This is a genomic window from Streptomyces sp. NPDC059897, assembly GCF_042730865.1.
GTDB lineage: Bacteria > Actinomycetota > Actinomycetes > Streptomycetales > Streptomycetaceae > Streptomyces.
In genome coordinates this window covers 265,409-277,495 of the sequence record NZ_JBHWKQ010000003.1, presented here as the reverse complement: position 1 = coordinate 277,495, position 12,087 = coordinate 265,409, and the positions used below count along the sequence as shown (strand labels likewise).

Annotated in this window: 13 protein-coding genes; 3 read left to right on the top strand and 10 right to left on the bottom strand. The window is 71.8% G+C overall.

Going from position 1 to position 12,087, the window contains the following annotated elements:
* The first annotated feature begins 255 nt into the window (after positions 1–255).
* The gene (locus ACFV9W_RS05820; RefSeq protein ID WP_385755950.1) at positions 256–1,029 is read left to right on the top strand and encodes an SDR family NAD(P)-dependent oxidoreductase; all 774 of its coding nucleotides are present in this window, start codon (positions 256–258) and stop codon (positions 1,027–1,029) included.
* Positions 1,030–1,154: 125 nt separating this feature from the next.
* On the opposite strand, the gene groL is transcribed toward ACFV9W_RS05820, so the two are convergent.
* The 4 genes from groL to ACFV9W_RS05800 all read right to left on the bottom strand — a co-directional run bounded on the left by groL (position 1,155) and on the right by ACFV9W_RS05800 (position 5,047).
* Positions 1,155–2,780: a chaperonin GroEL gene (groL, locus tag ACFV9W_RS05815; RefSeq protein ID WP_385755948.1), complete on the bottom strand. Its 1,626-nt coding sequence runs from the start codon at positions 2,778–2,780 to the stop codon at positions 1,155–1,157.
* A 122-nt stretch (positions 2,781–2,902) separates the two neighbouring features.
* Positions 2,903–3,211, bottom strand: a complete 309-nt coding sequence (gene groES / locus ACFV9W_RS05810) for a co-chaperone GroES (protein ID WP_306321012.1) — start codon at positions 3,209–3,211, stop codon at positions 2,903–2,905.
* A 211-nt stretch (positions 3,212–3,422) separates the two neighbouring features.
* Positions 3,423–4,055 (bottom strand): polysaccharide deacetylase family protein, encoded by a 633-nt coding sequence (locus ACFV9W_RS05805; protein ID WP_385755946.1) that lies wholly within the window; start codon positions 4,053–4,055, stop codon positions 3,423–3,425.
* Positions 4,052–5,047, bottom strand: coding sequence for a polysaccharide deacetylase family protein (locus tag ACFV9W_RS05800; protein ID WP_385755944.1), 996 nt, complete (start codon positions 5,045–5,047; stop codon positions 4,052–4,054). Before ACFV9W_RS05800 ends, ACFV9W_RS05805 begins: the two co-directional genes overlap by 4 nt.
* 82 nt (positions 5,048–5,129) lie before the next feature.
* On the opposite strand from ACFV9W_RS05800, the gene ACFV9W_RS05795 reads away from it, so the two are divergent.
* Entirely contained in the window at positions 5,130–6,329 is a 1,200-nt protein-coding gene (locus ACFV9W_RS05795) for a methyltransferase domain-containing protein (RefSeq protein WP_385756049.1), read from the top strand.
* Between the two features lie 406 nt (positions 6,330–6,735).
* Here ACFV9W_RS05795 and ACFV9W_RS05790 read toward each other — a convergent pair whose 3' ends face one another.
* From ACFV9W_RS05790 to tsaB, 4 genes are all read right to left on the bottom strand, one after another.
* The gene (locus ACFV9W_RS05790; RefSeq protein ID WP_385755942.1) at positions 6,736–6,984 is read right to left on the bottom strand and encodes a hypothetical protein; all 249 of its coding nucleotides are present in this window, start codon (positions 6,982–6,984) and stop codon (positions 6,736–6,738) included.
* Entirely contained in the window at positions 6,981–8,081 is a 1,101-nt protein-coding gene (tsaD, locus tag ACFV9W_RS05785; protein WP_385755940.1) for a tRNA (adenosine(37)-N6)-threonylcarbamoyltransferase complex transferase subunit TsaD, read from the bottom strand. Before tsaD ends, ACFV9W_RS05790 begins: the two co-directional genes overlap by 4 nt.
* Positions 8,074–8,565 (bottom strand): ribosomal protein S18-alanine N-acetyltransferase, encoded by a 492-nt coding sequence (rimI, locus tag ACFV9W_RS05780; RefSeq protein WP_385756047.1) that lies wholly within the window; start codon positions 8,563–8,565, stop codon positions 8,074–8,076. Before rimI ends, tsaD begins: the two co-directional genes overlap by 8 nt.
* Positions 8,566–8,645: 80 nt before the next feature.
* Positions 8,646–9,302 carry a tRNA (adenosine(37)-N6)-threonylcarbamoyltransferase complex dimerization subunit type 1 TsaB gene (gene tsaB, locus ACFV9W_RS05775; RefSeq protein WP_385755938.1) on the bottom strand — a complete coding sequence of 219 codons (657 nt, stop codon included), beginning with the start codon at positions 9,300–9,302 and terminating at the stop codon, positions 8,646–8,648.
* 116 nt (positions 9,303–9,418) lie between these two features.
* On the opposite strand from tsaB, the gene ACFV9W_RS05770 reads away from it, so the two are divergent.
* Positions 9,419–9,973, top strand: a complete 555-nt coding sequence (locus ACFV9W_RS05770; RefSeq protein WP_385755936.1) for a hypothetical protein — start codon at positions 9,419–9,421, stop codon at positions 9,971–9,973.
* 328 nt (positions 9,974–10,301) lie between these two features.
* Here the strand turns inward: ACFV9W_RS05770 and tsaE are convergent, their stop codons facing one another.
* Both tsaE and ACFV9W_RS05760 read right to left on the bottom strand, forming a co-directional pair.
* Positions 10,302–10,838: a tRNA (adenosine(37)-N6)-threonylcarbamoyltransferase complex ATPase subunit type 1 TsaE gene (gene tsaE, locus ACFV9W_RS05765; protein WP_385755934.1), complete on the bottom strand. Its 537-nt coding sequence runs from the start codon at positions 10,836–10,838 to the stop codon at positions 10,302–10,304.
* Positions 10,801–12,045, bottom strand: coding sequence for an alpha/beta fold hydrolase (locus tag ACFV9W_RS05760; RefSeq protein ID WP_385755932.1), 1,245 nt, complete (start codon positions 12,043–12,045; stop codon positions 10,801–10,803). The genes tsaE and ACFV9W_RS05760 overlap by 38 nt, the downstream gene beginning before the upstream one ends.
* Positions 12,046–12,087: the final 42 nt, after the last annotated feature.

The window sequence follows — 12,087 nt, the reverse complement described above, 5'->3', positions numbered from 1 at the left end:
CGAAACCCTCACGGCGGGCGTCGACTCCGGGAAGCGCCACCCCGGTTCCCCGTACCCCTCACGACAGCCGCCACCCCAGCAAGGCACCACCCCGGCCCCCCGCAACCCTCACCACAGCCACCACCCCGGCAAAGCACCCCCGGCCCCGCGCACCCCTCACCACAACCGCCACCCCGGCCCCCCGAAAAGGGAACCGTGGCCTCCGCCCCCGGGGGTGTGATCACGGGCACCGGTCCGTGCTCATAACCTTGGCCCATGACTACCGCCCTGATCACCGGATCCACCGCGGGCATCGGCGCCGCCTTCGCACGACGGCTCGCCACCGACGGCCACAACCTGGTGCTCGTCGCGCGCGACACCAAGCGGCTGCACGAGCAGGCGACCGAGCTGCACGACGCGCACGGCATCGAGGCCGAGGTGCTCACCGCCGACCTGGCCACGGAGGACGGAATCGCGGCGGTCGAGGCCCGGCTGACGGACCGTAAGGCGGCGGTCGATCTGCTCGTGAACAACGCCGGGTTCGGCAACAAGGGCCAGTACCTGGAAGTCCCGATGGCCGACGAGCTGACGATGCTGAAGGTGCACTGCGAGGCGGTGCTGCGGCTGACGTCGGCGGCCGCGGGGGCGATGCGCGAGCGCGGCCGCGGCGGCGTCGTGAACGTGGCGTCCGTGGCGGCCTTCGTGCCCCGCGGCACCTACGGCGCGTCGAAGGCGTGGGTCGTGCAGTTCACGCAGGGCGCGGCGAAGGACCTCGCGGGCAGCGGGGTCCGGCTGATGGCGCTGTGCCCGGGATTCGTGCGTACGGAGTTCCACGAGCGCGCCGGAATGGGCACGGGGAACATCCCGAAGTGGATGTGGCTCGACGCGGACAAGCTGGTGGCGGCGGCGCTGGCGGATCTCGCGCGCGGCAAGTCGCTGTCGATCCCGGATCCGCGGTACAAGGCGCTGATGGGTGTCGTGAAGGTGGCGCCGCGCTCCCTGCTCGGCGGGATCACCTCGCGGACGGGCCGCAAGTACGGCCCCCAGTAAGGGAGTTGCCCCTTCGCCACGGGGCGGAGAGATAGAGAAGAGACAGAGATACGGAAACGGCCGAGGCCCGGCCCCGTGCGATACGGGGTCCGGGCCTCGGTCTGCGTCAGCCGGAGCGGCGTGCCTCAGTGGGCGTGGCCGTGCCCGTGGCCACCGGCCTCGGGCTCCTCCTCAGCCGGCTTCTCGACGACCAGGGTCTCGGTCGTGAGCAGCAGGGAGGCGATGGAGGCGGCGTTCTCCAGGGCGGAGCGGGTGACCTTGACCGGGTCGATGACGCCGGCCTTGACCAGGTCGACGTACTCGCCGGTCGCGGCGTTGTAGCCGTTGCCCTTGTCGAGGTCCTTGACCTTGGAGACGATCACGTAGCCCTCCTGGCCGGCGTTCTCGCCGATCCAGCGGAGCGGCTCGACGACGGCGCGGCGGACCACGGCGACACCGGTGGCCTCGTCGCCCTGCTTGCCGAGGGAGTCGTCGAGGACCTTGGAGGCGTGCACCAGGGCGGAGCCACCACCGGAGACGATGCCCTCCTCGACCGCGGCGCGGGTCGCGGAGATGGCGTCCTCCAGACGGTGCTTCTTCTCCTTGAGCTCGACCTCGGTCGCGGCACCGACGCGGATGACGCAGACGCCGCCGGCCAGCTTGGCCAGGCGCTCCTGCAGCTTCTCGCGGTCCCAGTCCGAGTCCGTGTTCTCGATCTCGGCCTTGATCTGCGCGACGCGGCCCTGGACGTCCTCGGACTTGCCGCCACCGTCGACGATGGTGGTGTCGTCCTTGGTGATGGTCACGCGGCGCGCGGTGCCGAGCACCTCGAGACCGGCCTGGTCGAGCTTGAGGCCGACCTCCTCGGCGATGACCGTGGCACCGGTGAGGGTGGCCATGTCCTGCAGCATCGCCTTGCGGCGGTCGCCGAAGCCGGGGGCCTTGACCGCGACGGCGTTGAACGTGCCGCGGATCTTGTTCACGACCAGGGTCGACAGGGCCTCGCCCTCGACGTCCTCGGCGATGATCAGGAGCGGCTTGGAGCCACCGTTCTGGATGACCTTCTCCAGGAGCGGGAGCATGTCCTGGATCGAGCCGATCTTGCCCTGGTGGATCAGGATGTACGGGTCGTCGAGGACGGCCTCCATACGCTCCTGGTCGGTGACGAAGTACGGGGACAGGTAGCCCTTGTCGAAGGCCATGCCCTCGGTGAAGTCGAGCTCCAGGCCGAAGGTGTTGGACTCCTCGACGGTGATGACACCGTCCTTGCCGACCTTGTCCATCGCCTCGGCGATGAGCTCGCCGACCTGGTTGTCCTGGGCGGACAGACCGGCGACGGCGGCGATGTCGGACTTCTCGTCGATCGGGCGGGCGGTCGCGAGGAGGTCCTCGGACACGGCCTTGACCGCGGCGTCGATGCCCTTCTTCAGGGCGGCCGGGGAGGCGCCGGCGGCAACGTTGCGCAGGCCTTCCTTGACCAGGGCCTGGGCGAGCACGGTGGCGGTGGTCGTACCGTCACCCGCGATGTCGTTGGTCTTGGTCGCCACCTCCTTCACCAGCTGCGCGCCGAGGTTCTCGTACGGGTCCTCGACCTCGACCTCACGGGCGATCGTGACGCCGTCGTTGGTGATGGTGGGGGCGCCGAACTTCTTGTCGATGACGACGTTGCGGCCCTTGGGGCCGATCGTCACCTTGACCGTGTCGGCAAGCTTGTTGACGCCGCGCTCGAGGGCGCGACGGGCGTCCTCGTCGAACTTCAGGATCTTCGCCATGGAGCTGAGTCAGTCCTCTCGAAAAAGGCGAACCGCGCCCCTCGCACCCGGCAATATCAGCGGGGGCCAGGGGCGCGGTTCAAAGCATTCTGCTTCAGTGAAGCTGGGAAAGCTCGGGTGAATTACTTCTCGACGATCGCGAGCACGTCGCGAGCCGAGAGGACGAGGTACTCGTCGCCGTTGTACTTCACCTCGGTGCCGCCGTACTTGCTGTACAGCACGACGTCGCCGACCTTGACGTCGAGCGGAAGGCGCTCGCCGTTCTCGAAGCGGCCGGGACCCACGGCGAGGACGGCGCCCTCCTGGGGCTTCTCCTTCGCGGTGTCCGGAATGACCAGGCCAGAGGCCGTGGTCTGCTCGGCGTCGAGCGGCTGGACCACAATGCGGTCCTCGAGCGGCTTGATGGCAACCTTGGAGCTGGAGGTCGTCACGATCCGGTCTCCCCCTTCGGAGATCTCACGGGGTTAACAGTCTGGGGTGGCGACCAGGTGGATCCGTCGTCGCGGGTGCCGGACCTGCCCGTCGCTGTTGGCACTCTCCACTGGTGAGTGCCAGAGCCGAGACTATGACCGCGATTAGCACTCGGTCAAGCGGACTGCTAATCGACGCCAGATCTTCGCTCCGGTTCGGCTTCGCTCCGGCTCACAGGTAGTCCTCCAGGGCCGCCACCTCGTACCCCTCGGCCTCGATGCGGCGCAGCAGGCGCGGGGTCGTCTCCGGCCGGGCCCGGAGGATGTCCCCGGCCCGCAGCGGGCCGTCCTCCGGACCGCGCCACAGGACGATGGCGTCGACGCCGCACTCGGCCGCCGCCTGGAGCGTGTTCCCGTCGTACGCGCCCCGGGGCGGGTGCAGCAGTCGCGGCGCCGCCCCGAAGCGGGCCCGCACGCGGTCGCGCTGCCCGCAGATCTCGGCGTGCTGCTCGACGTAACCGAGTCCCGGCAGCAGAGGCCGGGTGAGGGTGCGGTTCTGCACCCGGGCGCCCAGTGCGCTCAGTTCGCCGAGGCCGGTCCCGCCGGGGCCCGCGAGGAACAGCGAGACCGGGAGGCGCCGGTCCCGGACCAGGTCGGCGAGACGGGAGCCCCGCCCGGCCTCGTCCTCGTACGCGAGGAAGACCACCTTGTCGTGGGTGGGGACGCGGGAGACGACCGGTGGGACCGCCGCACCGGCGCCCGGCGCGGGCCGTGGGGGCGGGGCGGCCTCCCGCGCGCATCCGGCGAGCAGCACGACAGCCAGGGCGCAGCCGGACAGCCGCGCCCACACCCCGCGCGGTGTCACAGGTAGTCCTCCAGGCGCGCCACCGCGTACCCCCTGTCGGTGAGGTACTTCATGAGGTTGCGGATCATGTCGGGCATCGTGCCCTTCCAGTCCTTGCGGCCCCTGAAGTGCGTGAGCAGGATGTCGCCCGGGTGGATGCTGCGGTCCCACTCGCGGTAGTCCATGCGGTCCACGAACGCCTCGGCGTTCCAGATCGGGGCGTACTCGATGCCGCAGGCCTTGGCGGCGCGCAGGGTGTCCCGGTTGTAGTCGCCGAACGGCGGGCGGAAGACCGTGGGCCGCTTGCCGTACTTCTTCTCGATGACGTCCTGCATCCCGCAGATCTCCTGCTTCTGCCGCGCGTACGACAGGCCGGGCAGGAACGGGTGGTGGAGCGTGTGGTTGTTGAGGGTGACGCCGCGGGCCTGCATCTGCTTGAAGTAGCCGTACCGCGGCCTGACCTCGGCGTCGGTCAGGAAGGCCGTGTACGGGATGCGCAGTTCGCTCATCATCTTCAGGAACCGCGGGTCCTTCTCGGCCCCGTCGTCGATGGTGAGGAAGACGACCTTGTCCTTGGTCGGGATCGTCGTGAACACGGGCGGCAGGCCGAGCTTCTTCTGGCCCTCGACCTCGAAGCCCTTGCGTGTCTCGATGACCGGCTTCCTCGCGGGCGGGGGCGGCGCGGTCAGCGGCACGTCGGCGAGGCCCCAGCGCTTGCTCGCCGCGACGAGGGCGGCCCGCTGGTCGCGCAGCTTCGTCGCGTACGCGTCGAGGGCGCGGGCGGGGGCGCCCTGGAGGCCGTTGTGCGCCTGCTGGCCGGGGGCCGGTTCCGCCGGCCGGGTGTCGCCGCCGGTGGAGCAGCCCGCGGCGAGGGCGGAGGCGGCGAGCAGCGCGCCGAGGAAGCGGACGCCAAGGGCCCTGCCAGGGCTTCCGCGCCTCCTTCCGCATCTCCTTCCGCGTCTCCTCCTGACCAACTTTCGGGCGGTTTCTTCGTTTTGTCGTACTAGTTGCATGGCGCCGGATCCTGGCAGCTCGCGGGCCCGTTCCCGGGCCGACACCGCGGCCTGGCGCGCACCGTCGCCCGCCTGGCCCACAATGGACCGGGTGAGCTCCTCCCCTTCGCCCGCCGACTTCTCCGCCCTCCTGTCCCCCGAGGGCCTGGCCCTGCTCGACGAACTCCGCGATCACGATCCGGCCCAGGAGCTCGCCCTCGCCACGAAACTGCGCCGCGAGCACCCGGCCGAGCTCGTTTCCGCCGCGCTCGCCCAGGCGCGGCTGCGGCAGCGGGCGGTGGCGAAGTTCGGGGCCGAGGACGCGGGGCGGATGTTCTTCACGCCGAACGGGGTGGAGCAGGCGACGCGGACGAGCGTGGCGGCGTACCGGGCCGGCGCCTTCGCGCGGCTCGGCGTGCGCTCCGTGGCCGACCTGTGCTGCGGCATCGGCGGCGACGCGATCGCGCTCGCCCGCGCGGGCATCCGCGTTCTCGCGGTCGACCGGGACCCGCTGACGTGCGCGGTGGCGCGGGCGAACGCGGAGGCGCTCGGGCTCGCGGAGCTGATCGAGGTGCGCGAGGCGGACGTCACCGAGGTGGACACGGCCGCATACGACGCGGTGTTCGTGGATCCGGCGCGGCGGGGCGGCCGTGGGCGGATCTTCGACCCCGAGGCCTACTCACCGCCCCTCTCCTGGGCCGTCTCCGCCGCGCTCAAGGCGCCGCGCGCCGCGCTGAAGATCGCGCCGGGCATCCCGCACGAGGCGATCCCGGCGGAGGCCGACGCCGAGTGGATCTCGGACGGCGGCGACGTGAAGGAGGCCGTGCTCTGGTTCGGGACCGCGCCCGGGCGGATGCGGGCGACACTGCTGCCGGGGCCGCGGGAGCTGGTGGGCAGGGGGCTTCCCGATCCCGAAGTGCGTTCTGTCGGGCGGTACTTGTACGAGCCCGATGGCGCGGTCATCCGGGCGCACCTGGTCGCCGAGGTCGCGGAGGAGGTCGGCGGCGGGCTCGTCGACGAGACGATCGCGTACGTGACGGCCGACGAGCTGCACCCCACGCCGTACGCCGCCGCGTACGAGATCACGGACCAACTCCCTTTCAATGTGAAGAAGTTGAAGGCGCTGCTACGGGAGCGGGAGGTCGGCGTACTGACGGTGAAGAAGCGGGGGTCGGCGGTCGAGCCGGAGGAACTGCGACGCAAGGCAATGCCGAAGCCCTTCGGAAAGCGGGCGGCGACGGTGTTCCTGACCCGCGTCGCGGACGCCCCCACGATGCTCATCGGCGGCCCCGCCACGGGTTGACGCCACGGGGCACGTACCTCGCCTTGGGCGGCAGGGTGGGCAAGGCGGCCCGGCGCGGCCAGCGCCCTCGGCAGGGCCCGCCCCCGGAACCCGTGCCCGACGCCACGGGGCTCCGCCCCGGCCCCCGCGCCTCAATCGCCGGCGGGGCTTGATTTGCCCACCCGTCGCACGGGCCTGCTTCACTGCACCGGCACTACGCCCCCGCGCCCCCGCCCATCTCCCACCCACCCACCCCCTCCGGGGGCGTCGGCCACACGGGGCGCCGGAAGCCGTCACCGAAGCCCCCGGTACGACAGCCGGAGATGCGACTCCCAGAGATCCGCCGGGAGGCCGCACGTCTCCTGCCCGGCAGTGAGGTGCGGCAGCTGCTGTTCTGGCGTTACTTGTTGACGTACAAGAAGGAGGACTAGGCGGACTCGAAGCGCCAGCGGTGGACCGTGCGGGTCACCAACTCGTCGGACGGTTCCGGGAGTTCGGGGACGGCCGCGTCGTAATCCGCGTCCCACCACGTGATGACGAGGACCCGGTCCCGCGGCGCGCGGAACGTCTCGCGGCGTTCCGGCTCCCGGGCCAGGACCTGCGCCTTCGCCCAGGCGAGGAGTTCCTCGCCGCGCCCCTCGACGGCGCGGGCCTCCCACATCAGCGCGACCGTCATGAGTACAGGTTCTCCTTGCTGACCTCGTGGACGTGGTCGTGATGGTGCTCCCCGTGGCCCGGGACGTGCGGTTCCGTCACCGGGAGCGAGGAGTCCGCCGGGAGGTCCCAGGAGGACGGCGTCCGGTTGCGGGCCACCATTTCCGCGCCGAGCGCGGCGACCATCGCACCGTTGTCCGTGCACAGCTTGGGGCGCGGCACGCGAAGGCGGATCCCGGCCTTCTCGCAGCGCTCCTCGGCGAGGGCGCGCAGCCGCGAGTTGGCCGCGACGCCGCCGCCGATCATGAGGTGGTCGACGCCCTGGTCCTTGCAGGCCCGCACGGCCTTGCGCGTCAGGACGTCCACGACGGCCTCCTGGAAGGACGCCGACACGTCGCGCACCGGCACGTCCTCCCCCGCCGCCCGCTTCGCCTCGATCCACCGGGCCACGGCGGTCTTCAGGCCGGAGAAGGAGAAGTCGTACGCCGGGTCGCGCGGGCCGGTCAGTCCGCGCGGGAAGGAGATCGCGTTCGGGTCGCCCTCCTTCGCGTACCGGTCGATGACGGGGCCGCCCGGGAAGCCGAGGTTCAGCACCCGCGCGATCTTGTCGAAGGCCTCGCCCGCCGCGTCGTCGATGGTCGCGCCCAGGGGACGTACGTCCGAGGTGATGTCCGTGGACAGCAGGAGCGAGGAGTGGCCGCCCGAGACCAGCAGCGCCATCGTCGGCTCCGGCAGCGTGCCGTGCTCCAGCTGGTCGACGCAGATGTGCGAGGCGAGGTGGTTGACGCCGTAGAGCGGCTTGTCGAGCGCGTACGCGTACGCCTTGGCAGCCGAAACGCCGACCAGCAGGGCACCCGCGAGGCCGGGCCCGGCCGTGACGGAGATGCCGTCGAGGTCCTTCGCCGTGACGCCCGCGTCCTTCAGGGCGCGCTGGATCGTGGGGACCATCGCCTCCAGGTGCGCGCGGGAGGCGACCTCGGGGACGACACCGCCGAAACGGGCGTGTTCGTCGACGCTGGAGGCGACGGCGTCGGCGAGCAGGGTCGTGCCGCGGACGATGCCGACGCCGGTCTCGTCGCAGGAGGTCTCGATGCCGAGGACGAGCGGTTCGTCAGCCATGGTTCTTCTCTTCGTTCACAGTGTCGTTCGCGGTGTCGTTCACGGTCGTGGTGGTGAAGCGCATGACGAGCGCGTCGATGTTGCCCGGCTGGTAGTAGCCGCGCCGGAAGCCGATCGGTTCGAAGCCGAAGCGCTCGTACAGCTTCTGCGCCCGCGTGTTGTCGACGCGCACCTCGAGCATCACCTGGTCGACCTCGAAGGCCGTGGCGTGCCGCAGGAGTTCCGTGAGCAGCCGGGCGCCGAGCCCGGTGCCCCATTGGTCGCGGGCGGCGGCGATGGTCTGGATGTCGGCGAGGTCCCCGGAGGCGGCCACGCCCCCGTACCCGACGAGCCTCTCGCCCTCGTACGCGACCACGTAGCGCCGCGTGGAACCGATCCCGCGGGCGTGCGCGAGCTCGGACCAGAACATGCCGCGCGACCAGGCGTCGTCCGGGAAGAGCTCCTTCTCCAGGGCGAGCACGGGGTCGATGTCCCACCAGCGCATCTCGCGCAGCGATACCGAGTGGGAGGTGCCGCCGCGCAGCGGTGTCGTTGAGGGGCGGTGGTCGGGTGACGGGTGGGCTGTCACTTGGGGGTGACCACCTTGTAGTTCTTGGGGACCTGCGCGTCGGGGCGGCGCAGGTAGAGCGGGCGCGGTTCGAGGAGCTCCTCGCCCGCGGCCAGCTTCTCCGCGGCGAGGGCGGCGAGCGCGGCGGCCGACACGTTCTCGGGCCCGCGCGCGTCCGGGAAGGTGTCCGGGTAGAGCCGGGCGCCGGCGCCGACGGCGGGCAGGTCCTGCACCAGCGGGGCGATGTCGGCGGGCCGGTCGACGGCGGCCTCGGTGACCCGGGTCCGCGCGTTGTCGTAGCGCGCCCAGTACACCTCCTTGCGCCGCGCGTCGGTGGCGACGACGAAGGGGCCCTCGACGTCCCGGGCCTCGTACGCGAGCCCGTCCAGCGTGCAGACGCCGTGCACCGGCACGCCGAGCGCGAGGCCGAACGTGTCGGCGGTCATCAGGCCGACACGCAGCCCCGTGTACGGCCCCGGGCCCACGCCCACGACGATTCCGGTGACGGCGTCGAGCCGCAGTCCGGCCTCGGTGAGCACCCGGTCGACGGCGGGCAGGAGCAGTTCGCCGTGTCTGCGGGCGTCCACCTGACTCGACTCGGCTACGACGGAGGTCCCGTCGTGCAGGGCGACGGTGACGGCGGGGGTGGCGGTATCCAGAGCGAGCAACAGCACGCGAACAGCCTACGACCACCTGAAGGCGGACACGTCCGTACTTCCCGCAAGGCCGGGCCGCGGGGCCTCGACTGCTACCGTCACCCTGAGGTTCGTACTTGAGAGGCAGGCACCTGGTGGCACGGAGCAGCACCGGATTCGTGACCGCGCTCACGGCGGGATCACTCGTCGTGGTCGGCTTCCTCGCCTACCAGGCGTCGGCGAGCGCGCCCTCCGACCTCGCCGAGAAGAAGGAGGGCTCCTCGCCCTCCGCCTCGGCGTCGAAGACACCCAAGAAGAAGACGGACCCGAAGGCGCTGCCCGCGGGCTCCGGCAAGGGCGAGCGTGTCGTGTACGCGCTGGGCGGCGACCGGGTGTGGCTGGTCGGCGCGGGCAACAAGACAAAGTCGACGTTCCGGGTGACGCCCGGCACGGTGGACCCGGCGCCCGGCTCGTACTCGGTGACCTCCCGATCCGGCTCCGTCACCGGCACGGACGGCGTGCCGATCGAGCACGTGGTCCGCTTCGCGAACACGAACGGCGTGGCGATCGGCTTCAGCGCGGCGGTCGACGGTTCGACGGCCGCCCCCGACCCGGGCAAGCAGACCGGCGGCATCCGCGAGTCCCGCGAGGACGCCAACGCCATGTGGCAGTTCGCGACGATCGGCGCGAAGGTCGTCGTCGTCAAGTAGCGCCTGCGGCGCCGCTCACGGATGTGCCGACGGGCGCCACTCGCGCCGCGGCGGCTCGCTGCTCGGCTGGGCCGGACGCCCGCGCGGGGCCGGCGGGACCGACACCGCCCGCGCCGCCGCACACGATGCCAAAAGATCCCGCATCGACACTGCGCGCGCACCTTCACGTTCCGAAGTCGACATGATGCCTCCCGGCGGCGGTCGAGGGGACGTGGTTAGGTAGACCTAACCAGCACCGGCCTCCATGTGAACACGCCGGAGCCGCGCCGCGCAAGAATTTGCCGACGCGTTGTCGGGATGCGTCCGGGATACGGGCGGGACACGGGGGTCAGCCCGCGAGCGACCCCAGGTCCGCCTCGGTCCACCGCTCGCCGATGCCGTTGAGCGTCACGACCCGCACCTCGTCGGTGGTGTCGCCCGTGGCCCGGTCGATGATCACGTGCAGTCGGTCCTCGGACAGCTCCTCGACCTTGCCGTCGCCCCATTCCACGACCACCACGGAGTCCGGCAGGGACACGTCGAGGTCGAGGTCCTCCATCTCGTCGAGCCCGCCCCCGAGCCGGTACGCGTCGACGTGCACCAGGGCCGGGCCCTCGCCGAGCGGCGGATGCACCCGGGCGATCACGAAGGTCGGCGAGGTCACCGCGCCGCGCACGCCCAGGCCCGCACCGAGCCCGCGGGTCAGCGTCGTCTTGCCCGCGCCCAGCTCGCCGGTGAGCATGACGAGGTCGCCGGGGCGCAGCTGTTTGGCCAGGGCGAGCCCCAACTCCCGCATCTCGTCAGGGGAGTTGACGGTGACGCTGACCGTGCTGAGCGGGGTGGCGGGCTCAGCCGCCGGGCTGTGCGGTGTTGCCGGTGTCTCCATAAATCCCCACGGTAGCGGCTGTCGGCACGGCTCCCGCACGCACCAAAAGGTCCGCGAGGCGGTCGGTGACGACCTCGGGGTGCTCCAGCATCACGAGGTGCCCGGCGTCCGGCACGAGCACGTACTCGGCGTCCGGCAGCAGCGCCGCGATCGCCTCGCTGTGGTCGCTCGGCGTGACCAGGTCGTGCTCCCCGGCGAGGACGAGCGCGGGCAGGTCCGCGAAGCACGCCAGGGCGTCCGCCTTGTCGTGGTCCTCGAACGCCGGGTAGAACTCCGCGACCACGTCGATCGGCGTCCCCTCGATCATCCGCTCCGCGAACCGGGCGACCGCCGGGTCGACGTCCCGCGAGGCGAACGAGTACCGCTTGATGATCCCGGCGAACAGGTCGGCCGTCGCGCGGCGCCCCTTCTCCACCAGGTCGGCACGCTGCCCCAGCGCCTTCAGGACGCCGGGCAGCACCCGCCGCACCGCGTTCACCCCGGCCACCGGGAGCCCGTAGTTGACCTCGCCGAGCTTCCCCGACGACGTACCGACGAGGGCGACGCCCACGACCCGGTCGCGGATCAGCTCGGGACACCGGTCGGCGAACGCCATCACGGTCATGCCGCCCATGGAGTGGCCGACGAGGACGAGCGGCCCCTCGGGCGCGGCCGCTTCGACGACGGCCGACAGGTCGCCGCCGAGCCGGTCGATGGAGACCGGCACCCCGTCCTCGACCTGCTCGGCGCCGCGCCCCGAACGGCCGTGGCTGCGCTGGTCCCAGTACACGCAGCGGACGACGCCGCGCAGGGCCGCGCGCTGGAAGTGCCAGGAGTCCTGGCTCAGGCAGTAGCCGTGGCTGAAGACGACGGTGACCGGTGCCGGGTTCTTGCGGCCGAACAGGCGGCGTCTGCGCGGCGTCGTGCCACCGGCCTCCGGGTCCGCCTCGTCGACCTCGTAGTACAGCTCCGTGCCGTCCTCCGCGTACGCCTTCCCGGGCACGCCGCGCAGCGATCCGTAGGGCCCCGACGCGTCGAGGGCGAGCCGCGCCTTCTTGCGCATGCCGCGGCCCACGGTCAGCCGCTCGATGGCGACGCCCGCCGCGGCCCCGGCCGCGACCACACCTATGGCGGCGCCCGCGAGGCCGGCCCGCCGCCAGTTCCCCGAGGCGGCCCTTTCCGCCGCTTCGACGACCGCCGCCGTGGCCGGTGCGCTGCTCTCGCTCACGTGCCGCTCCCCTGCTCCGCGTCCTGCCTGTCGTCCGGTGTC